The 23,268-nt window shown below is 54.7% G+C and carries 18 protein-coding genes, 3 tRNA genes and 3 rRNA genes; 12 read left to right on the top strand and 12 right to left on the bottom strand.

Annotated features, from left to right (window positions below):
- The first annotated feature begins 71 nt into the window (after positions 1-71).
- Positions 72-2,516: an acyl-CoA dehydrogenase FadE gene (gene fadE / locus FEM41_RS10330; RefSeq protein ID WP_138095895.1), complete on the top strand. Its 2,445-nt coding sequence runs from the start codon at positions 72-74 to the stop codon at positions 2,514-2,516.
- 45 nt (positions 2,517-2,561) lie between these two features.
- On the opposite strand, the gene ivy is transcribed toward fadE, so the two are convergent.
- A complete protein-coding gene (gene ivy, locus FEM41_RS10325) occupies positions 2,562-3,011 on the bottom strand; it encodes an Ivy family C-type lysozyme inhibitor (protein ID WP_138095894.1) in 450 nt (149 codons plus the stop codon).
- Between the two features lie 197 nt (positions 3,012-3,208).
- Between ivy and FEM41_RS10320 the strand changes: the two genes are divergently transcribed.
- Together FEM41_RS10320 and FEM41_RS10315 are read left to right on the top strand one after the other, a co-directional pair.
- Positions 3,209-3,979, top strand: coding sequence for an amidohydrolase (locus FEM41_RS10320; protein WP_138095893.1), 771 nt, complete (start codon positions 3,209-3,211; stop codon positions 3,977-3,979).
- Between the two features lie 196 nt (positions 3,980-4,175).
- On the top strand, positions 4,176-5,534 hold the full coding sequence (locus tag FEM41_RS10315; protein ID WP_421805291.1) for a cation:dicarboxylate symporter family transporter: 1,359 nt from the start codon (positions 4,176-4,178) through the stop codon (positions 5,532-5,534).
- A 139-nt stretch (positions 5,535-5,673) separates the two neighbouring features.
- On the opposite strand, the gene FEM41_RS10310 is transcribed toward FEM41_RS10315, so the two are convergent.
- A tRNA-Asp gene (locus tag FEM41_RS10310) sits at positions 5,674-5,750 on the bottom strand.
- A gap of 126 nt (positions 5,751-5,876) precedes the next feature.
- Positions 5,877-6,614 carry a DNA polymerase III subunit epsilon gene (gene dnaQ, locus FEM41_RS10305; protein WP_196240480.1) on the bottom strand — a complete coding sequence of 246 codons (738 nt, stop codon included), beginning with the start codon at positions 6,612-6,614 and terminating at the stop codon, positions 5,877-5,879.
- On the opposite strand from dnaQ, the gene rnhA reads away from it, so the two are divergent.
- Positions 6,562-7,143, top strand: a complete 582-nt coding sequence (gene rnhA, locus FEM41_RS10300) for a ribonuclease HI (RefSeq protein WP_168198779.1) — start codon at positions 6,562-6,564, stop codon at positions 7,141-7,143. The two genes, dnaQ and rnhA, sit on opposite strands and share 53 nt — an antisense overlap.
- Here rnhA and FEM41_RS10295 read toward each other — a convergent pair.
- Positions 7,091-7,861 carry a class I SAM-dependent methyltransferase gene (locus tag FEM41_RS10295; protein WP_138095890.1) on the bottom strand — a complete coding sequence of 257 codons (771 nt, stop codon included), beginning with the start codon at positions 7,859-7,861 and terminating at the stop codon, positions 7,091-7,093. The two genes, rnhA and FEM41_RS10295, sit on opposite strands and share 53 nt — an antisense overlap.
- Before the next feature lie 33 nt (positions 7,862-7,894).
- Between FEM41_RS10295 and gloB the strand changes: the two genes are divergently transcribed.
- Together gloB and mltD are read left to right on the top strand one after the other, a co-directional pair.
- A complete protein-coding gene (gene gloB, locus FEM41_RS10290; RefSeq protein ID WP_138095889.1) occupies positions 7,895-8,650 on the top strand; it encodes a hydroxyacylglutathione hydrolase in 756 nt (251 codons plus the stop codon).
- Positions 8,651-8,725: 75 nt separating this feature from the next.
- Entirely contained in the window at positions 8,726-10,126 is a 1,401-nt protein-coding gene (gene mltD, locus FEM41_RS10285) for a murein transglycosylase D (RefSeq protein ID WP_138095888.1), read from the top strand.
- 50 nt (positions 10,127-10,176) lie between these two features.
- Here mltD and FEM41_RS10280 read toward each other — a convergent pair whose 3' ends face one another.
- Together FEM41_RS10280 and FEM41_RS10275 are read right to left on the bottom strand one after the other, a co-directional pair.
- On the bottom strand, positions 10,177-10,947 hold the full coding sequence (locus FEM41_RS10280; RefSeq protein ID WP_138095887.1) for a class I SAM-dependent methyltransferase: 771 nt from the start codon (positions 10,945-10,947) through the stop codon (positions 10,177-10,179).
- Between the two features lie 70 nt (positions 10,948-11,017).
- Positions 11,018-11,821, bottom strand: a complete 804-nt coding sequence (locus FEM41_RS10275) for an endonuclease/exonuclease/phosphatase family protein (RefSeq protein WP_138095886.1) — start codon at positions 11,819-11,821, stop codon at positions 11,018-11,020.
- Between the two features lie 199 nt (positions 11,822-12,020).
- On the opposite strand from FEM41_RS10275, the gene yafC reads away from it, so the two are divergent.
- Positions 12,021-12,926 (top strand): DNA-binding transcriptional regulator YafC, encoded by a 906-nt coding sequence (gene yafC, locus FEM41_RS10270; RefSeq protein WP_138095885.1) that lies wholly within the window; start codon positions 12,021-12,023, stop codon positions 12,924-12,926.
- Between the two features lie 100 nt (positions 12,927-13,026).
- Here yafC and FEM41_RS10265 read toward each other — a convergent pair.
- From FEM41_RS10265 to gmhB, 6 genes are all read right to left on the bottom strand, one after another.
- Positions 13,027-13,103, bottom strand: a tRNA-Asp gene (locus FEM41_RS10265).
- Positions 13,104-13,237: 134 nt separating this feature from the next.
- Positions 13,238-13,353 (bottom strand): 5S ribosomal RNA (gene rrf, locus FEM41_RS10260).
- Positions 13,354-13,458: 105 nt separating this feature from the next.
- Positions 13,459-16,452, bottom strand: a 23S ribosomal RNA gene (locus tag FEM41_RS10255).
- A 180-nt stretch (positions 16,453-16,632) separates the two neighbouring features.
- Positions 16,633-16,707, bottom strand: a tRNA-Glu gene (locus FEM41_RS10250).
- A gap of 88 nt (positions 16,708-16,795) precedes the next feature.
- Positions 16,796-18,337, bottom strand: a 16S ribosomal RNA gene (locus FEM41_RS10245).
- The 16S, 23S and 5S rRNA genes sit together here with 2 tRNA genes alongside, the layout of an rRNA operon.
- A 366-nt stretch (positions 18,338-18,703) precedes the next feature.
- On the bottom strand, positions 18,704-19,264 hold the full coding sequence (gene gmhB / locus FEM41_RS10240; RefSeq protein WP_138095884.1) for a D-glycero-beta-D-manno-heptose 1,7-bisphosphate 7-phosphatase: 561 nt from the start codon (positions 19,262-19,264) through the stop codon (positions 18,704-18,706).
- 185 nt (positions 19,265-19,449) lie between these two features.
- Between gmhB and metN the strand changes: the two genes are divergently transcribed.
- From metN to tsaA, 5 genes are all read left to right on the top strand, one after another.
- Positions 19,450-20,481, top strand: coding sequence for a methionine ABC transporter ATP-binding protein MetN (gene metN / locus FEM41_RS10235; protein WP_138095883.1), 1,032 nt, complete (start codon positions 19,450-19,452; stop codon positions 20,479-20,481).
- The gene (locus tag FEM41_RS10230) at positions 20,474-21,127 is read left to right on the top strand and encodes a methionine ABC transporter permease MetI (RefSeq protein ID WP_138095882.1); all 654 of its coding nucleotides are present in this window, start codon (positions 20,474-20,476) and stop codon (positions 21,125-21,127) included. Before metN ends, FEM41_RS10230 begins: the two co-directional genes overlap by 8 nt.
- A 30-nt stretch (positions 21,128-21,157) precedes the next feature.
- Complete coding sequence (locus tag FEM41_RS10225) at positions 21,158-21,973, top strand: MetQ/NlpA family lipoprotein (RefSeq protein ID WP_138095881.1); 816 nt, start codon at positions 21,158-21,160, stop codon at positions 21,971-21,973.
- A 116-nt stretch (positions 21,974-22,089) separates the two neighbouring features.
- Positions 22,090-22,494, top strand: coding sequence for an Rcs stress response system protein RcsF (rcsF, locus tag FEM41_RS10220; protein WP_138095880.1), 405 nt, complete (start codon positions 22,090-22,092; stop codon positions 22,492-22,494).
- Positions 22,491-23,213, top strand: coding sequence for a tRNA (N6-threonylcarbamoyladenosine(37)-N6)-methyltransferase TrmO (gene tsaA / locus FEM41_RS10215; protein ID WP_138095879.1), 723 nt, complete (start codon positions 22,491-22,493; stop codon positions 23,211-23,213). Before rcsF ends, tsaA begins: the two co-directional genes overlap by 4 nt.
- The last annotated feature ends 55 nt before the right edge of the window (positions 23,214-23,268 follow it).

Below are 23,268 nucleotides of genomic sequence, written 5' to 3'. Positions count from 1 at the left end.
AAAAGCAACCACCTCGACTACAACCATAGTAATGACTGGTCTGACCTCTTAAAAAGACGGGAGCCTCTTCTATGATGATGTTGAGTATCGTTGCAACCCTCGTACTGCTCAGCGCACTCTTTTATCACCGCATTAATCTGGCGCTGAGTAGCATCATACTTCTGGCATGGACGGCTTTGCTCGGCGCCGTTGGCATCTGGACGCCGTGGCTGCTGGTGCCGCTGGCGATTATTCTGCTGCCCTTTAATCTGGCGCCCATGCGCCAGAGGCTAATCTCAGCATCGGTACTGCGAGCCTTTCGCAAGGTCATGCCTCCGATGTCGCGTACCGAAAAAGAGGCTATCGATGCCGGAACGACCTGGTGGGAAGGCGAACTGTTTCGCGGCCGCCCGGACTGGAACCGGCTACATAACTATCCGCAGCCGCGACTGACCGAAGAAGAACAGGCATTTCTGGATGGCCCGGTGGAGGAAGCCTGTCGTATGGCTAATGACTTCCAGATCACCCATGAAATGGCCGATCTGCCGCCAGAGCTGTGGGCATACCTGAAAAAGCATCGCTTTTTCGCGATGATCATTCAGAAGGAGTACGGCGGACTGGCGTTTTCCGCTTACGCCCAGTCCCGGGTGCTGCAAAAACTGGCCGGGGTTTCCGGCATTCTGGCCATCACCGTCGGCGTGCCCAACTCCCTGGGGCCGGGAGAACTGTTACAGCACTATGGCACCGATGAGCAGAAGGATCACTATCTGCCACGCCTGGCGCGGGGTGAAGAGATCCCCTGCTTCGCCCTGACCAGCCCGGAAGCGGGATCGGACGCTGGCGCCATTCCGGATCGCGGCATAGTCTGTATGGGCGACTGGCAGGGTGAACAGGTGCTGGGGATGCGCCTGACCTGGAATAAGCGCTACATTACCCTGGCGCCCATCGCCACGGTGTTGGGTCTGGCCTTTAAGCTTGACGATCCCGAACATCTGCTGGGCGATCGCGATGAACTGGGGATCACCTGCGCGCTGATCCCCACCAGCACGCCGGGCGTGGAGATCGGTAAGCGTCACTTTCCGCTGAACGTCCCGTTCCAGAACGGTCCAACCCGCGGCCAGGATATTTTTGTGCCCATCGACTACATCATCGGCGGACCTAAGATGGCGGGCCAGGGGTGGCGTATGCTGGTGGAATGTCTGTCGGTCGGACGCGGTATTACCCTGCCTTCCAACTCCACCGGTGGTGTGAAGAATGTGGCGCTGGCCACCGGCGCCTATGCCCATATCCGGCGCCAGTTTAAAATTGCCATTGGCAAAATGGAGGGGATCGAGGAGCCGCTGGCGCGCATTGCCGGTAACGCTTACGCAATGGACGCCGCCGCCTCGCTGGTGACCTGCGGCATTATGCTGGGCGAAAAACCCGCCGTTCTCTCGGCCATCGTCAAGTATCACTGCACCCATCGCGGACAGCGCGCCATTATTGACGCCATGGATATCACCGGCGGCAAGGGCATTATGCTGGGCGAGAGCAACTTTGTGGCCCGGGGCTATCAGGGAGCGCCCATCGCCATTACCGTCGAGGGCGCCAATATTCTGACCCGCAGCATGATGATCTTCGGCCAGGGCGCTATCCGCTGTCACCCCTTCCTGCTGGAAGAGATGGCGGCGGCCGAAAGTAATGATGTAAATACTTTCGATCGCCTGCTGTTCCGTCATATCGGCCACGTAGGCAGCAATAAGGTGCGCAGCTTCTGGCTGGGGTTGACCAATGGCCGCACCAGCGCCACCCCAACCCGGGACGCCACTCGTCGCTACTACCAGCAGATCAACCGACTGAGCGCCGCACTGGCGCTGCTGTCGGACGTATCCATGGCGCTGCTGGGCGGCAGCCTGAAACGGCGCGAGCGGATCTCCGCCCGCCTGGGCGACGTGCTAAGCCAGCTCTATTTTGCCAGCGCGATACTGAAACGCTACGACGACGAAGGACGCCAGCAGGCCGATCTGCCGCTGGTACACTGGGGCGTACAGGATGCGCTGTTCCAGGCCGAACAGGCTATTGATTCCCTGTTGCGCAACTTCCCACAGCGCCTGGTGGGAGCCTCGCTGCGGCTGCTCACCCTGCCGCTGGGCCGCCGCTGTCACGCGCCGTCGGATGCGTTGGATAGCAAACTGGCGCAGATCCTCCAGACGCCGTCCGCCACCCGCTCGCGCATTGGCCGCGGCCAGTACCTGACCCCCAGCGAACATCATCCTGCCGGCCAGTTGGAAGAAGCCCTGCAGGCAGTCATGGCCGCAGAGCCAATCCACCAGCGGTTATGCAAAACTCAGGGTAAGCATCTCTCTTTTACCGCGCTGGATAAACTGGCAGAACAGGCGCTGAGTCAGGGCTGGATCAATCAGGATGAGGCCACCACGCTACGTCATGCCGAAGCCTGCCGTCTGCGTACTATTAACGTGGATGAATTTGAGCCAGAGGCGCTGGCAACGCAGCCTCCCGCCCGGGAAGGGAGCGACCGTAGTTCAGAAGCGGCCTGAAGAAGGCGCAGGTCAAAAAAGCGGAGCCGGGCTCCGCTTTTTTGATTATTTAAAGTTAAAAGCGTCGGGGTGATTTTCCAGACTGCCGGTCAGCGCGGCATAAAGCACGGTTTTACCGTCAATGGATTCAGCATCGCCCACATTCAGCCACGCCAGCTGTTCGCTCGCCTTCGCCTCATCAACGCTGGAATAGAGCCCCATCATACGCTTAAGCTTTGGCGAATAGAGCACGGCAATGCGCTCGCTGCCGCAGTCGTGTGGTTTACAGGATTCCAGCACCAGGTAACGATTATCCCCCAGTTGAACCTCTTTGGTTCCGGTACTGGTTCCCCCTTTCGTGACCCATGCCGGCAACGTATGCCCTTCCACCATCTTTGAAAATTCGGCTTTGGTGCTCTGAGAAGTGGCAAGTTGACTCACCGTCAGGTCGCTTTCAGCCGCCATGGCGCTACCCGTTGCCAGAAAGAGTGCTACTGCGAGTGTTTTCTTTAACATGCTTTTCTCCCGGGAATGCTATTCCCCCTGTCAGAACGCGGCGTCACTGCCGCTGCGGGTTTAATGGTGGTCCAGAGGGGGCGGTAATGCAAATTTCCCGTGCCCTGCCGCTAACACAGTAACCCCAATAATGATGTTGTCTTATTTTATTACGCCCATGCTACAGTGAACGTAAACCGTTTCTGGAGAGTCCGACCGTGTCTTTTTTGAAAATTTCTCTGTTACAGCAGCCTCTGGCCTGGATGGATGGTGCTGCCAATCTGCGCCATTTCGATCCACTGCTGGAGCAGATAACGGACAGTGACTTGATCCTGTTACCCGAAATGTTTACCACGGGGTTCGCCATGGAAGCGGCGCAGCAATCGATGCCGGAAGAAGAGGTTATTGCGTGGTTGCAAGACAAAGCCCGCCAGTGCAACGCGCTGGTCGCAGGCAGCGCCGCTATCCGCAGCGAGGCAGGCGCCGTAAACCGCTTTCTGCTGGTGCAGCCTGACGGTATCGTCCACCGTTACGATAAGCGCCATCTGTTTCGCATGGCGCAGGAGCACCATCACTATCAGTCAGGTAGCGAACGTAAGGTTGTCGAGTGGCGCGGTTGGAGAATTCTGCCTCAGATTTGCTACGACCTGCGTTTCCCGGTCTGGTCGCGCAATCGCAATGATTATGATCTGGCGCTGTTTGTCGCTAACTGGCCGGCGCCGCGCTCGCACCACTGGCAGGCGCTGCTGACGGCCCGCGCTATTGAAAACCAGGCCTATGTGGCGGGCTGCAATCGGGTCGGCACCGACGGTAACGGCCTGCACTACCGGGGCGACAGCCGCATTATCGACCCCCAGGGCGAACTTCTGGCCAGCGCCGACCCCCATCAGGCCTGTTGCCTGGAAGCCCGACTATCTCTGGAAGCGCTGGATAATTACCGGGAGGCGTTTCCGGCATGGCGGGACGCCGATGATTTCCGGTTGGACTAATGGATCAGGCGGGCGTCGGCATGGCCAGCTTTATCAGAATATGATATTCGACATCATATCGCGTTATCTGAAGACGAAAAAAACAACCACACTCTTAGCCAGTCTTTTATTTGAGGTATATAATCGCCGCGGCGCTATCGGCATATTTCAGGATAGCTTTGTTTACAGACACTCTTTCCGGCATTTCAGGTGCTGAATGAGGCAAGAGGTTTTAAGTATGTTAGCATTCCTTTATTTAATTGTTTTCTTTATTTTCTGCGTTGTTATTTTTAAAGTAGACAGAAAAAGCACATCATTATCAAAAAGCGTTTTTATCGCACTATTTCTCGGCTCGCTTATCGGTTTATCACTTCACTTTATCGCCGGAGATACCAGTAAAACGGTCATTGAATGGTATTCGGTGGTCGGGAATGGCTACATTAATCTGTTAAAATTAGTCGCTGTTCCATTAATTTTCATTTCAGTCCTCTCGGCAATTAATAAACTGGAAAGCGGCATCGGGCTCGGGCGCATCTCGTTAACAATCGTTGGCTGCATGCTGCTTTTGGTGATGGTCGCCGGTTTAACAGGTCTGCTTACCGCCCATACTCTGGGTCTTAACGCCGAATCCTTTAACGATATTCAGACTTCACTTACCCAAAACGATGTGGCAAAAACCACTGCAATTTCACTACCCGAACTTATCACGTCTCTGATTCCAACTAACCTGTTTCTCGATCTTAGCGGCGCAAGAAATGTTTCGGTCATTGGGATCGTTATTTTTACGCTTCTGGCAGGAGTTGCGCTATTAGCCGTTAAAAAAGAAGCGCCGGAAGAAGGAGTGAAACTGAGCGCTGGTATTAATGCGCTTCAGGTCTGGGTGATGAAAATGGTCAGAATAGTCATTGCGCTAACGCCTTATGGCGTGATGGCGCTAATGGCCAAAGTCTTTTCGACTTACCGCATAGAGCAGTTTACCAGTCTGTTAGGATTTATCGGCGCCTGTTATCTGGCCGTGCTGATGATGTTTGTGATCCATGCGTTGATTGTAGCCTTGACGGGCAATAATCCGGTCCACTATTTTAAAACCGTCTGGCCCGCCCTGACGTTTGCCTTTGTATCCCGTAGTAGCGCTGCCTCTATTCCTCTGGCGATTAGCGTTCAGGAAAAGTTAGGCATACCGGGCGCTATCGCGAATATCAGCGCCTCGTTTGGCTCCAGTATGGGACAGAACGGCTGTGCGGGAATTTATCCGGCAGTGATGGTCGCCATGATCGCGCCTACCATCGGTATCGACCCACTCTCTTTGCACTTTCTGGCTGCATTGCTCCCGGCGATTGCGCTGGGCTCAATCGGCGTGGCAGGCGTGGGAGGTGGTGGTACCTTTGCCGCGCTGATCGTGCTGTCGACCCTGAATTTTCCCGTGGCGCTGGTGGGCGTATTTATCGCAATTGAACCCGTGGTCGATATGGCGAGAACCGCGCTAAACGTGAATGGTTCGATGATCTCTGGCGTGCTGGCGAACCGGCTACTGAAAGAAAAAGTCTCTGCGCCAGAACAACAGACCATTTCCTGACTGCGCTTCAATTTAGCGCGAATCGCTATGCGGGAGGTTGCCCCTCCCGCTACAGCAAAGACGGCACAGCCCATTTTCCGGCTGAATAGCCAAAACGAAAAAACCCTGAATCATTGCTGATTCAGGGCATTCGAATTCGTGGCGGAACGGACGGGACTCGAACCCGCGACCCCCTGCGTGACAGGCAGGTATTCTAACCAACTGAACTACCGCTCCGCATTGCTCCCTCACCGGGGAGCGAGGCGAATATTACGGATTGCGGCTGGGGGCGTCAACGGCTTTTTTTCAACTTTTGAATCGGTTGGCGCAAAAATCGCCTGAGCGCCTTTTTTTCGTGCAAAATCAGGCGCGCCAGAGGCAGCTTCCGCCCTTCTTTTCCACCAGATCGAGACGCGATTCGTGGTTCATCAGCTCCTCATCGCTGGCGGCAATCACTCGTAGAGCCTGAGCGCGTCGTACAACACGCTGAACAGTTTCGCTCCCCTGTTCCTGTTGAGACTCCCCTTCCATAGCGAAGGTCATTGACGTTTGCCCACCGGTCATCGCCAGCCAGACATCGGCCAGAATTTGGGAGTCGAGCAATGCCCCGTGCAGGGTACGTTTGGTGTTATCTATTTCGTAGCGGGAACAGAGCGCATCCAGGCTATTACGCTTGCCGGGAAACATCTTACGCGCCAGCGCCAGGCTGTCGGTCACCTCGCAGAAGGTATTGGTTTTAGGGATTCCGCGCTTGAGCTTCCCAAACTCGTAGTCCATAAAGCCGATATCAAACGATGCGTTATGGATGATAAGCTCGGCGCCACGAATATAGTCGATAAAGTCGTCCGCCACCTCGGCAAAAGTCGGCTGGCTCATCAGAAACTCATCAGCGATACCGTGAACCATAAAGGCTTCAGGATCCACCAGCCGGTCCGGCTTAATGTAAACGTGGAAATTATTGCCCGTCAGGCGGCGGTTGATAACCTCAACGGCCCCGATCTCAATAATGCAGTGCCCCTCATAATGGGCACCGATCTGGTTCATACCCGTGGTTTCGGTATCGAGTACGATCTGTCTTGCTATACCGGTATTCGTGCTCATGGCGCTCATTTATGTCAGACTTGGCGTTTTCAACACAGGAAGTCTACCAGAGATGGGTAAACAGGTAGAAATTTTCACCGACGGCTCCTGCCTGGGCAACCCCGGCCCCGGCGGTTATGGCGCCATTCTACGCTATAAGCAGCATGAAAAAACCTTTAGCGCGGGTTATCACCTGACCACCAACAACCGTATGGAGTTGATGGCGGCCATTGTGGCACTGGAGGCGCTGCGTGAACCCTGCGAAGTGGTGCTAAGCACCGACAGCCAGTACGTACGACAGGGCATCACTTCATGGATCCACAACTGGAAGAAGCGCGGCTGGAAGACCGCCAGTAAGCAGCCGGTGAAAAATGTCGATCTCTGGCAACGGCTGGATCTGGCACTCAAACCGCATCAGGTGCGCTGGGAGTGGGTAAAAGGCCATGCAGGGCATCCGGAAAACGAACGCTGCGACGAACTGGCACGCAACGCGGCCACTAATCCCGCGAGCGAGGATGGCGGCTATCTTGCTGAGAGTTCCGGGAGCTGACCGTTACCCGGCACTGTCGGGTGGCGCCAACGGCCGGACGGAGCTGGGTCTTCTCCCGCCGTTGTTTCATGGGGTTAAACGTCAGTGGAATGGTGCGCTTACGCGCCACGATCAGCTGCAAGCAACCCAAGGCCGGCAGGTGGGTACTGAGCATTTTCCCTCCCTGACGCGACCAGGGAAGAACCTGAAAACAGCCCTGGTGCAACACCTCGAAGTTTAACAGCGACAACCAGTCGAGCTGACGCGCCAGTGGAAACATTCGGCTGTTCCAGGGAGCCACGCGGCGGCGCTGGAAGGGCACCAGCTTACGCAGCCCCACCAGACTGATGGGATTAAAGCTGCTAAGGATAAGCCAGCCGTCATCGATCAGAATTCGATCCACCTCCCGCAGCAGCCGGTGCGGATCCTGGCACCACGACAGGGTATGGGCCAGCAGGCAGGCATCGACCGAATCCGACGCAAACGGCAGATGTAACGGATCGGCCACCACCTGCAAGTTTTCCCCTTGTAACGCCAGGTTAACCTGGTGTGAAATGGCGCAGGCATCGGTGGCAATCTCAGTGCTCAAATTGCCTACCTTAATAAGATGAAAGCCAAACATCTTCGCCAGCCATGGCTGAAGGCGCTGCTCCAGTGCATCGCGATAATATTCCCCCCAGGGGAGCTCAGCCCAGCGGTCAGGCGCAGCGATCGTGTCAGGTATCCTTGCCGGTTTCATCACAACCTTCCGTAACGCAGTGAGAGGTATTTTATGAATCTTACCAGTATTCCCGCTTTCCAGGACAACTACATCTGGGTTCTTCACGACGAAACGGGAAAATGTCTGATTGTGGATCCCGGTGATGCCGCGCCGGTACAGAAAGCGATCGAGGAAAACGACTGGCATCCCGAAGGGATTTTGCTGACCCATCACCACCAGGACCACGTTGGCGGCGTAAAAAAACTGCTGGAAAATTATCCGGACCTGCCAGTCTGGGGACCACAGGAAACCCAGGATAAAGGGGCTAACAGGATAGTCGCCGACGGCGATCGCGTTGCTATTTTGGGCCTCGAATTTTCCGTTTTCGCGACACCAGGCCACACTCTGGGTCACATCTGCTGGTATGCAGCCCCCTGGCTTTTCTGTGGCGACACCCTATTCTCCGGCGGTTGCGGACGCCTTTTTGAAGGCACGCCCGAACAGATGTTCCTGTCTTTTCAACGCATTAATCAGTTGCCAGAACAAACGTTAATTTGTTGCGCTCACGAGTACACTGAGAGCAATCTGGCCTTCGCGTTGAGTGTCCTTCCTGAAGATGTGGATTTGAACAGCTATTACAGAAAAGTTAAAGAGTTACGTGTAACAAAGCAAAAAACACTCCCCTCAACTCTGAAAACTGAGCGCAGAATTAATATTTTCCTTAGAACAGAAGATTCTGATTTTATTAAACAAATCAAAAATAAAACAAACTTGCAACAACCAAAGCAACTTTTTGCATGGTTAAGGGCTGCTAAAGACAACTTCTGACTATTCCTGGTTGCACTACCCTACTATCGACTGTATGATTGCTCGTCTTTTAAGCAACAGTTGACACACACACACATGAAGGCAAAAGCGATACTACTCGCCTCTGTTCTGCTGGTGGGTTGCCAGGGTACAAAGCACGACGGCAACGTTCAACAGCATGCTCAGAGCCTTTCTGCAGCTGGTCAAGGTGAAGCAGGGAAGTTGACAGGTCGAGCGACCTCCGCGCGATGGGCTGACGAACAGTCTTTCCTCGCGCAGGATCAAGATCTGTGGGCCTTTATAAGTAACGAGCTAAAGATGGGGATTCCGGAGAACAGCCGGATTCGCGCGCAGAAACAAAAATACTTAAAAAATAAGAGCTATCTCCACGATGTAACATTCAGGGCCGAGCCCTATATGTACTGGATAGCCGGGCAGATTAAAGAACGAAATATGCCCATGGAGCTGGTACTACTGCCCATAGTGGAGAGTGCTTTTGATCCCCATGCAACGTCTTCCCGAAGCGCCGCAGGCCTCTGGCAGATTATACCGAGCACGGGGCGTAATTACGGTCTGAAGCAGACCAGCGCCTACGACGGTCGTCGTGACGTGGTGGCCTCTACCACCGCCGCGCTGAACATGATGCAGCGCCTGAACCGCATGTTTGACGGTGACTGGCTGCTGACCGTCGCCGCCTACAACAGCGGTGAAGGTCGGGTGCTGAATGCAATGAAGGCGAACAAGCGTCGCGGTAAGCCGACTGACTTCTGGTCACTGCCACTGCCGCAGGAAACCAGGCTGTATATCCCCAAAATGCTGGCTTTGAGTGAAATTTTCAAAAACAGCAAACAGTACGGGGTAAGTTTGCCGTCGGCAGACGAAAGCCGCGCACTGGCACGCGTTGAGGTCAATAATCCGATGACGCTGAGCAAAGTGGCCGATATGGCCGGGATCTCCGTTAGCCAGATGAAGACTTACAACGCGGGCTATAAAAATGCCCGACTGGGCAGCAGTGGCCCGCAGTACGTCATGGTACCGCGCAAGCATGCAGGCCAGTTGAGAACGTCGCTGGCGGCCAGTGACTTCGAATCAGTACAGTCTGGTCTGCTGGCGGAAAATCGCAGCAGCGGCGCGCAAGGGAACGCTGGCGACAGCTACACGGTGCGTAAAGGCGATACGCTTTCTACCATCGCATCGCGGATGAACGTCAGCACCCGCGATCTGCAGCGCTGGAACAACCTGCGCGGTGCGCAGATTCGCCCGGGTCAGAAACTGAGCCTGGGTGACGCCAGCGACGCTTCGCAGCTGGCCAGCAACCGCAGTAGTAACAGTGGTGTTACCTATCGCGTACGCAAAGGAGATTCCCTCTCCAGTATCGCGAAGCGTCACGGCGTGCAGATCAAAGATCTGGAGCGCTGGAATGACGATACCGATAACCTGCGGCCCGGCGATCAACTGACGCTGTTTGTTAAGAACGACGATACGCCGGATACCTGATATCCGGCCAGACAAAAAAGCACCCGTCTCAGGGTGCTTTTTTATACTTGTTATTCGGCCTTCAATGCTTCTATCCAGATGATATCACTGGTAAAGCTGCCATCGTCCTGCAACCTGAAGTAGCGCTGAACATCAGTAGAGGCACTCCGCTGATACAGCCGAATCGCCTCCGCCAGCGGGGCCGGTGTACGCATACGGGCAATCCAGGAGGAAAACTCCAGCACCAGTTTATCAGCGGACAGATTGACGACGTTCAACCCCGCTTCGCCGACAAAGCCCAGCCACTCAGCGGCAGGATAGTCACGCACGTGGGAAGTATCTCGCAGCGCCTCAACCGTTTGCAGCCAGATATCCAGCACCGGATGGCCCGGCGCTGCCACATCCATAATAATCACCCTGCCACCCGGTTTCAGAACCCGGCGCACCTCTCTTAACGCCTGACCCACATCGTGCCAGTGATGCGCCGAATAGCGGCTAATCACAATATCAAAGCTGGCATCATCGAAAGGGAGCCGTTCAGCGTATCCCTGGCATGTGGTCAGACTATCCAGTTGGCGTTCGCTAGCCGCACTGGCAACCACTTCCAGCATCTGTGCCGACAGGTCATAAGCGACCGTCTCCCGGACATGCTGTGCAGCCACGAAGCTGGCATGGCCAGCACCACAGCCCATATCCAGCAGGCGGGCATCAGAAAAGCGAGCCAGCACGTTCCCCAACCGTTCGAGATCTCCCCCGCTGGCATGTACGCTGCTGTTCAGGTAGGCGCTGGCCTGTGAACCAAACTGCTGATCCACACGATCGTGATGAGTGTCGGTTGTCATATTGTTGTCCTTATCGTTAAGTAAAAAACGGGACAGCACTGGTCTGCCCCCATGGCAGACCTGACCAACCTTAACGCTTTTCAGGTTTGCCGGGTGTGAATTCGACGAGTAGCGGATTGTGATCGGATGCGCGAGTTACCAGCACAGAGGCTTCATGGACATTCAGACCGCGGTAAAAGACGAAGTCGAGCGGGCGTCCGAAAGCCCGGCGCCGCTGGTCATCAGTAAAACGTACTTCTCGCAGCATCATTTCACGAGCAAAGCGATACAGGGCCGCCATGCGTGGACGACTCCAGGCATTAAAATCGCCGCCCATAATCACGGGTCCCTGATGATGAGCAATCTGGTCGCCAATGGGTCCCAGCTGTTTGCTGTAGACATCCACCCCCAGGCTGAAGTTAACGGCATGAATATTGACGACCATCAGCAGACGCCCATCAGGTAGCGGATAGACCGTAACCAGCGCCGATTTCGCCAGCCGCAGAATCGGCTCTCGCTCGCGCAGCGGACAGCAGTAGACCGGGTGAGCCGCTGACAGCGTCATCACACCAGAGGGATGCTGAGGTAATACAAAGGCGGGGACCTGGTCCGCGGCCAGATAGTTGCTGGTAGCGAAACGCACCAGTTCAGGCGTGGTCTGGGCCTCCTGCAACAACACCAGTTGCGCCTCTTTACCGAAGTTCTGCAGCACGGAGAGCCAGTCGGCCCGCTGCTGTTTGTAGATATTCCATACCAGCACGCGAAAGCGTTCGCCGCCGGGAAGCGGCTCGCCGGGAGGAAGCGCCTGACCTATGCTCGCGAAGGAGCCCGGCGGCAGAATACGTTCCGCAGGCTGACCGGCGACATAGCGCATGGCGTAGGTTTTTCTTCGCACGTTATGTTGATAACCTCTGTAACCTTTACCCCGCTTTAACAACGGGTATTTCTTCTGTTATAGGGGTTTTAGCGGCCACTTTCAATCGCTCTAAGGGCGAAAGCGAAACACAAAGCCCGTGGGATGACAGTATGAATTCACCGTGATTAAATACCGTGACTGGTATTTTCCTCCGTAACCACCTGTCCGGAAAGTGATAATGAAAACGACCTCTGAAGAGCTGTGCACTTTTGTTTCCGTGGTGGAGAGCGGTAGCTTCAGCCGCGCGGCACAACAATTAGGCCAGGCCAACTCCGCCGTCAGCCGCTCGGTTAAAAAGCTGGAAGCCAAGCTGGGTGTGAGTCTGCTGAACCGCACCACGCGTCACCTCAGCCTGACCGAAGAGGGAAGCCGCTACTTCCGGCGCGCTCAGCATATTTTGCAGGAGATGGCGGCGGCCGAAAACGAACTTCTGGAATCGCGCCTGCGCCCCAGGGGGCTGCTGCGGGTGGATGCCGCCACCCCTGTGGTTCTGCACCTGCTGGCGCCGCTGGTGAAGCCCTTTCGTGAACGTTATCCCGAAGTCACCCTGAGTCTGGAGTCGTCGGAAACTTTTATCAATCTGATTGAGCGCAAGGTCGATGTCGCCATACGCGCCGGAGTGCTGAGCGACTCCAGCCTGCGTGCCCGGCCACTGTTTACCAGCTACCGACGGGTTCTGGCTTCGCCGGAGTATCTGGCGCAGCACGGAACGCCCCAGAGCGTGCAGGAGCTGGCCGATCATGTCTGTATCGGCTTTAGCAGTCCTGCCATGTTAAACCACTGGCCGCTGTCCCAGGATGACGGACAACTCTATGAAGTGACGCCCACCCTGTTATCCAGCAGTGGGGAAACCATCAAACAGCTATGTCTGCAGGGCAATGGTATCGCCTGCCTGTCCGACTTTATGGTGGATAATGAGATAGCTGATGGACAGCTGGTAGAGCTACTGCGGGACGCCGTGCTACCGGTCGAAATGCCCTTCAGCGCGGTTTATTACAGCGATCAAGCCGTCAGTAGCCGTATCCGGGCCTTTATCGATTTTCTAAGCGAACATACGACTCAGCCTCAGCCGACGCCACGCTAAATGACGACAAAATCGCCCTGGCGATCCCGGCTTTTTGGAACAGTGTGGCGATTACGCATAAGAAAAAGCCCTGAGCAAATGCTCAGGGCCTATCTATAAGTGGCGGAACGGACGGGACTCGAACCCGCGACCCCCTGCGTGACAGGCAGGTATTCTAACCAACTGAACTACCGCTCCACCGAATTTTTCTACTTTCTACTGCCACCGGGCATTACCCCGGTACTTTCTAATTTGATGCCTGGCAGTTCCCTGGTCCCGCATGGGGCGGGCCATACTGCCACCGGATATCACCCGGTACTTCTTAATTTGATGCCTGGCAGTTCCCTACTCTCGCATGGGGAGACCCCACACTACCATCGGCGCTACGGCGTTTCACTTCTGAGTTCGGCATGGGGTCAGGTGGGACCACCGCGCTCTCGCCGCCAGGCAAATTCTGTTCCGCTTACCGCCACACACGGCCATAAACGTTTATCCGTCACAAGCTGATTTGATTCTGTCTCTCAACATCACACCAAAACATCTTTGGCGTTGTAAGGTTAAGCCTCTCGGGTCATTAGTACCGGTTAGCTCAACGCATCGCTGCGCTTACACACCCGGCCTATCAACGTCGTCGTCTTCAACGTCCCTTCAGGAGACTCAGGGTCTCAGGGAAGACTCATCTCGGGGCAAGTTTCGTGCTTAGATGCTTTCAGCACTTATCTTTTCCGCACTTAGCTACCGGGCAATGCAATTGGCATCACAACCCGAACACCAGTGGTGCGTCCACTCCGGTCCTCTCGTACTAGGAGCAGCCCCCCTCAGTCTTCCAGCGCCCACGGCAGATAGGGACCGAACTGTCTCACGACGTTCTAAACCCAGCTCGCGTACCACTTTAAATGGCGAACAGCCATACCCTTGGGACCTACTTCAGCCCCAGGATGTGATGAGCCGACATCGAGGTGCCAAACACCGCCGTCGATATGAACTCTTGGGCGGTATCAGCCTGTTATCCCCGGAGTACCTTTTATCCGTTGAGCGATGGCCCTTCCATTCAGAACCACCGGATCACTATGACCTGCTTTCGCACCTGCTCGCGCCGTCACGCTCGCAGTCAAGCTGGCTTATGCCATTGCACTAACCTCCTGATGTCCGACCAGGATTAGCCAACCTTCGTGCTCCTCCGTTACTCTTTGGGAGGAGACCGCCCCAGTCAAACTACCCACCAGACACTGTCCCCACGCCAGATAATGGCGCCAGGTTAGAACATCAAACATTAAAGGGTGGTATTTCAAGGTTGGCTCCACGCAGACTTGCGTCCACGCTTCAAAGCCTCCCACCTATCCTACACATCAAGGCTCAATGTTCAGTGTCAAGCTATAGTAAAGGTTCACGGGGTCTTTCCGTCTTGCCGCGGGTACACTGCATCTTCACAGCGAGTTCAATTTCACTGAGTCCCGGGTGGAGACAGCCTGGCCATCATTACGCCATTCGTGCAGGTCGGAACTTACCCGACAAGGAATTTCGCTACCTTAGGACCGTTATAGTTACGGCCGCCGTTTACCGGGGCTTCGATCAGGAGCTTCTGGTTACCCATAACCCCATCAATTAACCTTCCGGCACCGGGCAGGCGTCACACCCTATACGTCCACTTTCGTGTTTGCAGAGTGCTGTGTTTTTAATAAACAGTTGCAGCCAGCTGGTATCTTCGACTGACTTCAGCTCCACCCGCAGGGGCTTCACCTACATGTCAGCGTGCCTTCTCCCGAAGTTACGGCACCATTTTGCCTAGTTCCTTCACCCGGGTTCTCTCAAGCGCCTTGGTATTCTCTACCTGACCACCTGTGTCGGTTTCGGGTACGATTCGTTGTTACCTGAAGCTTAGAGGCTTTTCCTGGAAGCAGGGCATTTGTCACTTCAGCACCGTAGTGCCTCGTCATCACGCCTCAGCCTTAACTTTCCGGATTTGCCTGGAAAGTCAGCCTACACGCTTAAACCGGGACGACCGTCGCCCGGATGACATAGCCTTCTCCGTTCCCCCATCGCAGTAACACCGAGTACGGGAATATTAACCCGTTTCCCATCGACTACGCCTTTCGGCCTCGCCTTAGGGGTCGACTCACCCTGCCCCGATTAACGTTGGACAGGAACCCTTGGTCTTCCGGCGAGCGGGCTTTTCACCCGCTTTATCGTTACTCATGTCAGCATTCGCACTTCTGATACCTCCAGCATGCCTCACAGCACACCTTCGCAGGCTTACAGAACGCTCCCCTACCCAACGGACGTATCCTTAAGCCGCCTCGACTTTAATGAACGCATTGACGTCGCAAAAAACGCTCCGTCAATCATTAAGCCTCTGTAAGACGTCTTAAGTGATACGTCCGCTGCCGCAGCTTCGGTGCATGGTTTAGCCCCGTTACATCTTCCGCGCAGGCCGACTCGACCAGTGAGCTATTACGCTTTCTTTAAATGATGGCTGCTTCTAAGCCAACATCCTGGCTGTCTGGGCCTTCCCACATCGTTTCCCACTTAACCATGACTTTGGGACCTTAGCTGGCGGTCTGGGTTGTTTCCCTCTTCACGACGGACGTTAGCACCCGCCGTGTGTCTCCCGTGATAACATTCTCCGGTATTCGTAGTTTGCATCGGGTTGGTAAGCCGGGATGGCCCCCTAGCCGAAACAGTGCTCTACCCCCGGAGATGAATTCACGAGGCGCTACCTAAATAGCTTTCGGGGAGAACCAGCTATCTCCCGGTTTGATTGGCCTTTCACCCCCAGCCACAGGTCATCCGCTAATTTTTCAACATTAGTCGGTTCGGTCCTCCAGTTAGTGTTACCCAACCTTCAACCTGCCCATGGCTAGATCACCGGGTTTCGGGTCTATACCCTGCAACTTAACGCCCGGTTAAGACTCGGTTTCCCTTCGGCTCCCCTATACGGTTAACCTTGCTACAGAATATAAGTCGCTGACCCATTATACAAAAGGTACGCAGTCACACCCCAAAGGGTGCTCCCACTGCTTGTACGTACACGGTTTCAGGTTCTGTTTCACTCCCCTCGCCGGGGTTCTTTTCGCCTTTCCCTCACGGTACTGGTTCACTATCGGTCAGTCAGGAGTATTTAGCCTTGGAGGATGGTCCCCCCATATTCAGACAGGATAACACGTGTCCCGCCCTACTCATCGAGCTCACAGCATGTGCATTTTCGTGTACGGGGCTGTCACCCTGTATCGCCGGACTTTCCAGACCGTTCCACTAATACACACGCTGATTCAGACTCTGGGCTCTTCCCCGTTCGCTCGCCGCTACTCAGGGAATCTCGGTTGATTTCTTTTCCTCGGGGTACTTAGATGTTTCAGTTCTCCCGGTTCGCCTCATTAACCTATGGATTCAGTTAATGATAGTGTGACGAATCACACTGGGTTTCCCCATTCGGACATCGTCGGTTATAACGCCTCATATCAGCTTACCGACGCTTTTCGCAGATTAGCACGTCCTTCATCGCCTCTGACTGCCAGGGCATCCACCGTGTACGCTTATTCGCTTAACCTCACAACCCGAAGATGTCTTCGCGTTGTAAGCTTGAGAGACCCATTAAACGGTTTTCCCGTTTATGGATTATCAATTTTCAGCTTGTTCCGGATTGTTAAAGAGCAAATATCTCAAATGTGACTCACTGAGCCAGTTTTGAGATATCGGGGGTAACATCTTTCACCTGTCACCGAGCAAGTGGCGTCCCCTAGGGGATTCGAACCCCTGTTGCCGCCGTGAAAGGGCGGAGTCCTAACCGCTAGACGAAGGGGACACGAAAAGTGTCACGACTTCGTAGCCGTCTTGCTTCTTTACTTTCATCAGACAATCTGTGTGGACACTGCGAAACCTGTATCCAAAGGTAAGGAGGTGATCCAACCGCAGGTTCCCCTACGGTTACCTTGTTACGACTTCACCCCAGTCATGAATCACAAAGTGGTAAGCGCCCTCCCGAAGGTTAAGCTACCTACTTCTTTTGCAACCCACTCCCATGGTGTGACGGGCGGTGTGTACAAGGCCCGGGAACGTATTCACCGTGACATTCTGATTCACGATTACTAGCGATTCCGACTTCATGGAGTCGAGTTGCAGACTCCAATCCGGACTACGACGCACTTTATGAGGTCCGCTTGCTCTCGCGAGGTCGCTTCTCTTTGTATGCGCCATTGTAGCACGTGTGTAGCCCTGGTCGTAAGGGCCATGATGACTTGACGTCATCCCCACCTTCCTCCGGTTTATCACCGGCAGTCTCCTTTGAGTTCCCGACCGAATCGCTGGCAACAAAGGATAAGGGTTGCGCTCGTTGCGGGACTTAACCCAACATTTCACAACACGAGCTGACGACAGCCATGCAGCACCTGTCTCACAGTTCCCGAAGGCACAGTCTCATCTCTGAGACCTTCTGTGGATGTCAAGACCAGGTAAGGTTCTTCGCGTTGCATCGAATTAAACCACATGCTCCACCGCTTGTGCGGGCCCCCGTCAATTCATTTGAGTTTTAACCTTGCGGCCGTACTCCCCAGGCGGTCGACTTAACGCGTTAGCTCCGGAAGCCACGAGTCAAGCTCACAGCCTCCAAGTCGACATCGTTTACGGCGTGGACTACCAGGGTATCTAATCCTGTTTGCTCCCCACGCTTTCGCACCTGAGCGTCAGTCTTCGTCCAGGAGGCCGCCTTCGCCACCGGTATTCCTCCAGATCTCTACGCATTTCACCGCTACACCTGGAATTCTACCTCCCTCTACGAGACTCCAGCTGGCCAGTTTCAAATGCAGTTCCCGGGTTGAGCCCGGGGATTTCACATCTGACTTAACCAACCGCCTGCGTGCGCTTTACGCCCAGTAATTCCGATTAACGCTTGCACCCTCCGTATTACCGCGGCTGCTGGCACGGAGTTAGCCGGTGCTTCTTCTGTCAGTAACGTCAATGTATGAGCGTATTAAGCTCACACCCTTCCTCCTGACTGAAAGTACTTTACAACCCGAAGGCCTTCTTCATACACGCGGCATGGCTGCATCAGGCTTGCGCCCATTGTGCAATATTCCCCACTGCTGCCTCCCGTAGGAGTCTGGACCGTGTCTCAGTTCCAGTGTGGCTGGTCATCCTCTCAGACCAGCTAGGGATCGTCGCCCAGGTAGGCCATTACCCTACCTGCTAGCTAATCCCATCTGGGTTCATCTGATGGCGTGAGGCCCGAAGGTCCCCCACTTTGCTCTTTCGAGATTATGCGGTATTAGCCACCGTTTCCAGTGGTTATCCCCCTCCATCAGGCAGATCCCCAGACATTACTCACCCGTCCGCCGCTCGCCGGCAAGGAAGCAAGCTTCCTTCCGCTGCCGCTCGACTTGCATGTGTTAGGCCTGCCGCCAGCGTTCAATCTGAGCCATGATCAAACTCTTCAATTAAAGTTTGATGCTCAAAGAATTAAACTTCGTAATGAATTACGTGTTCACTCTTGAGACTTGATATTCATTTAGCGTCTTTCGACGTTCAGGATATCAGTGCTTTCGAGTGCCCACACAGATTGTCTGATAAATTGTTAAAGAGCAGTTGCGACGCGGCGTTAAGCTCACTGTCGCGAGGTGGCGTATATTACGCTTTCCTCTTCCAGAGTCAACCCTGATTCTCAGGATTTTCTCTCTTCGAATCACCACGCTGCGTTGCCGCTGCGCCGTGTCGATGGAGGCGCATTATAGGGCCCCGCCGCGGGATAGCAAGCGCTAAAACAGAAAAAGTTTTCAACCGTTCAGTTTTCGCGCACAAAGGTGATTTTAGCCTCTTTTGATCAATTCAGGCAGCGCAGCCAGAGAATCAATTACCCAATCCGCAGCCGCTTCGGCATCCGATGTTACTGGCTTCCCGGTACGAACCAGCACCTTATTACCCACGCCTGCGGCGGCGGCTGCCTGCATATCTTCCAGCTTATCCCCGACCATATAAGAAGAGGCCATATCGATATGCAGGAAGTCACGCGCTGAAATCAGCATCCCCGGTTGCGGTTTGCGGCAGTCGCACTGCAGGCGAAATGCCTCCACTTTTCCTTCCGGATGATGCGGACAGTAATAGATGCCATCGAGATCGACGCCGCGATCTGCCAGCGACCAGTCCATCCACTCCGTTAGCTGCTCAAACTGCTCCTCGCTGAAAATACCGCGCGCAATCCCCGACTGGTTAGTGACCAGCACCAACGCATACCCCATAGCTTTCAGATCGCGCATCGCGTCGATGACGCCCTCGATAAATTGAAACTGATCTATCTCATGTACATAACCGTGATCGACATTGATAGTGCCGTCACGATCGAGAAAAATGGCGGGGACGTTTTTGGTCACCGAATGCTCCTGTGATCGCTGATAATAACTGGCGCACATCATATCCCTGCCGAACGCTAATGGCGAATCAGACATTGATTGATTTAGACGTCTGGATGCCTTAACATCCATCTCCAATACGGTTATCCCCGTACACGGCAGCAGAAAATGCCACGGCTTACTTATATAAGATAATAATTAACCTGATGATTAAACTTTCCAATATCACCAAAGTGTTCCAGCAGGGGAATCGCACCATCCAGGCGCTGAAAGACGTCAGCCTGCATGTGCCTGCCGGACAAATTTATGGGGTGATAGGCTCTTCCGGTGCAGGTAAAAGTACGCTCATCCGCTGCGTTAACCTGCTGGAGCGCCCCACCCAGGGAACCGTTCTGGTCGACGGCCAGGACCTGACGGCAATGAACGCCACCCAACTGACCCGGGCCCGCCGTCAGATAGGCATGATCTTCCAGCACTTTAACCTGCTCTCTTCACGTACCGTGTTCGGCAACGTGGCGCTGCCGCTGGAACTGGACAATACTCCGCGCGATGAAATCAAACGCCGCGTAACGGAGCTGCTTGAACTGGTTGGGCTGGGCGAAAAACAAGATGCTTACCCGGCCAACCTGTCAGGCGGTCAGAAACAGCGCGTAGCTATTGCCCGTGCGCTGGCGAGCAACCCGAAAATTCTGCTTTGTGACGAAGCCACCAGCGCCCTGGATCCAGCCACCACGCGCTCGATTCTGGAACTGTTGAAAGACATCAACCGTCGTCTGGGCCTGACCATTCTGCTGATCACCCATGAAATGGATGTCGTTAAACGCATCTGTGACTGTGTGGCGGTGATCAGCGATGGCGAGTTAATCGAACAGGATACCGTGGGCGAAGTGTTTTCTCACCCCAAAACCCCGCTGGCGCAGCAGTTTATCCAGTCCACGCTGCATCTGGATATTCCCGAGGACTATGCCCTGCGCCTGAGCGACAAAGCGAGCGCAGACACCGTTCCCCTGCTGCGTCTGGAGTTTACCGGGCAGTCGGTTAACGCTCCGCTGCTTTCCGAAACGGCGCGCCGCTTTAATGTTAACAACAACATTATTAGCGCTCAGATGGATTACGCCGGCGGCGTGAAATTCGGCATTATGCTGACTGAAATGCACGGCGAACAGAAAGATACCGAGGCAGCCATTGACTGGCTCACGCAGCATCATGTGAAGGTGGAGGTACTGGGTTATGTCTGAAGCAATGATGTGGCTTCTGGGTCGCGGGGTATGGGAAACCCTGATGATGACCTTTGTCTCCGGTTTCTTCGGTTTTGTGATTGGTCTTCCGGTCGGCGTACTGCTTTATGTCACCCGCCCGGGCCAGATTATGGAAAACGCGAATCTGTACCGCGTCGTCTCGGCGCTGGTGAACATTTTCCGCTCCATCCCCTTTATTATTCTGCTGGTGTGGATGATTCCCTTTACCCGCGTGATTGTCGGAACCTCTATTGGCCTGCAGGCGGCGATCGTGCCGCTCACCGTCGGTGCCGCGCCCTTTATCGCCCGTATGGTGGAAAATGCGCTACTGGAAATTCCGTCGGGCCTGATTGAAGCTTCACGCGCCATGGGCGCCACACCAATGCAAATTATTCGCAAGGTTCTGCTGCCGGAAGCGCTGCCGGGCCTGGTGAACGCGGCCACCATCACACTGATCACCCTGGTTGGCTACTCCGCCATGGGCGGCGCCGTGGGCGCCGGCGGTCTGGGACAGATTGGCTACCAGTACGGCTATATTGGTTATGATGCCACCGTCATGAATACGGTACTGGTTCTGCTGGTCGTTCTGGTCTATTTGATCCAGTTCGGTGGCGATCGCATCGTCCGCGCTGTAACACGCAAATAACGCACAATCACATTTACGGAAGGAAGAGATATGTCTCTCAAATTTAAGACCGTTGCAGCAATTGGCGCCCTGGTCGGCGCCCTGGCTCTGGCAGGTTGCGGCCAGGAAGAGAAAGATCCGAACCATATTAAGGTCGGTGTGATCGTCGGTGCTGAGCAGAAAGTGTCTGAAGTCGCTCAGAAGGTCGCGAAAGAGAAATATGGTCTGGACGTTGAACTGGTGACTTTCAACGACTACGTCCTGCCTAATGAAGCGTTGAGCAAGGGCGATATCGACGTTAACGCATTCCAGCATAAACCCTATCTGGATCAGCAGATTAAAGATCGCGGCTATAAGCTGGTTCCGGCCGGCAAAACCTTTGTTTACCCCATCGCCGGTTATTCCAAAAAAATTAAATCGCTGGATGAATTACAGCCTGGCGCTCAGGTCGCTCTGCCTAACGATCCGACCAACCTTGGCCGTTCCCTGCTGCTGCTGCAGAAAGTGGGTCTGATCAAACTGAAAGACGGCGTTGGCCTGATGCCGACCGTGCTGGACGTGACCGAAAATCCGAAAAACCTGAAACTACTTGAGCTGGAAGCCCCGCAGCTGCCGCGTTCGCTGGATGATGCCCGTATCGCGCTGGCGATTATCAACACCACCTACGCCAGCCAGATTGGCCTGACCCCGGCGAAAGACGGCATCTTCGTGGAAGATAAAGACTCGCCGTACGTGAACCTGATCGTGGCGCGTGAAGACAATAAAGACGCTGAAAATGTGAAGAAATTCGTTGAGGCATTCCAATCTGACGAAGTTTCTGAAGCCGCAAATAAAATCTTCAATGGCGGTGCCGTGAAGGGTTGGTAATATTCGGTTGCCACTTTTTTGGTAAAAATGAAAAGACGGGCTCAGGCCCGTCTTGTTATTTTAACAAGAGCTTGATTCAATAAAGTCTGTTTCGATTCATCTATTGAGGAAAAATTATGCGTGCTTTACCGATCTGTTTATTAGCACTCATGCTAAGTGGCTGCTCCATACTAAGCAGATCTCCTGTCGAACCCACCCAAAGCACAGCAACAGCGCCGAAAACGGAGCCTACGCGTCCGAGAACCCCGCGGGCGGCACCGGTTAAGATTTACACCAATGCCGAAGACCTGGTCGGTAAACCCTTCAGGGATCTGGGTGAAGTCAGCGGTGACTCTTGCCAGATGAGCAATCAGGACTCACCGCCAAATATTCCCACTGCCCGTAAGCGCATGCAGATTAACGCCTCTAAAATGAAGGCCAACGCGGTCCTGCTGCACAAGTGCGAAATCACCAGCGGTGCGCCGGGTTGTTACCGTCAGGCGGTTTGCGTCGGTTCGGCGCTGAAAGTTAATGCCAAATGACATCGTTCAGTTTTGAACAAATTGGCGTTATCCGCTCCCCCTATAAAGAGAAGTTTGCCGTCCCTCGCCAGCCAGGCCTGGTAAAAAGCGGCGGCGGCGAACTTCATCTGCTTCCCCCCTGGCATCAGCCAGAGGCCGTACGTGGTCTGGAAGGGTTTAGCCACCTGTGGATTCTGTTCGTTTTTCACCAGACCATGAACGGCGGCTGGCGCCCGACGGTACGGCCGCCGCGACTGGGTGGAAATACGCGTATGGGCGTGTTCGCCACCCGCTCCACCTTTCGCCCGAATCCCATCGGGATGTCGCTGGTTGAGCTAAAAGGCATTGAGAGCCAGCGCGATCGCCTGATACTGAAGCTGGGCAGTCTGGATCTGGTCGACGGTACGCCGGTGGTGGATATCAAACCCTATCTGCCCTTTGCCGAGGCGCTTCCCCAGGCTCAGGCAGGCTATGCCGCCGACGCGCCGCCAGCCGATATGCCCGTCAGCTTCACCCCAGACGCACAGCGTCAGGCGGATCAAGCAGCTCGGCGCTATCCGCAGCTTGCCCGTTTCATTAGTGAAGTTCTGGCCCAGGATCCTCGCCCGGCCTATCGCAAAAGCGAGGATACAGGCCGTGAGTATGCCGTCTGGCTACTGGACTTTAACGTCCGCTGGCGGGTGACCGAACAGGGGGCCGAAGTCTTTGCCCTGGAGCCCAGGCCAGAAAGCGCCGAATAGCAGTGAAAATGCCGCGCAAAGGGAGATAGGGCCGGTAAATATTCGAATTTCCACT

Origin of the sequence: Jejubacter calystegiae, from assembly GCF_005671395.1 — a bacterium.
GTDB classification, from domain to species: domain Bacteria; phylum Pseudomonadota; class Gammaproteobacteria; order Enterobacterales; family Enterobacteriaceae; genus Jejubacter; species Jejubacter calystegiae.
Note: the sequence above shows the minus strand (reverse complement) of the source record. Positions and strands in the feature narration are given on the sequence as shown.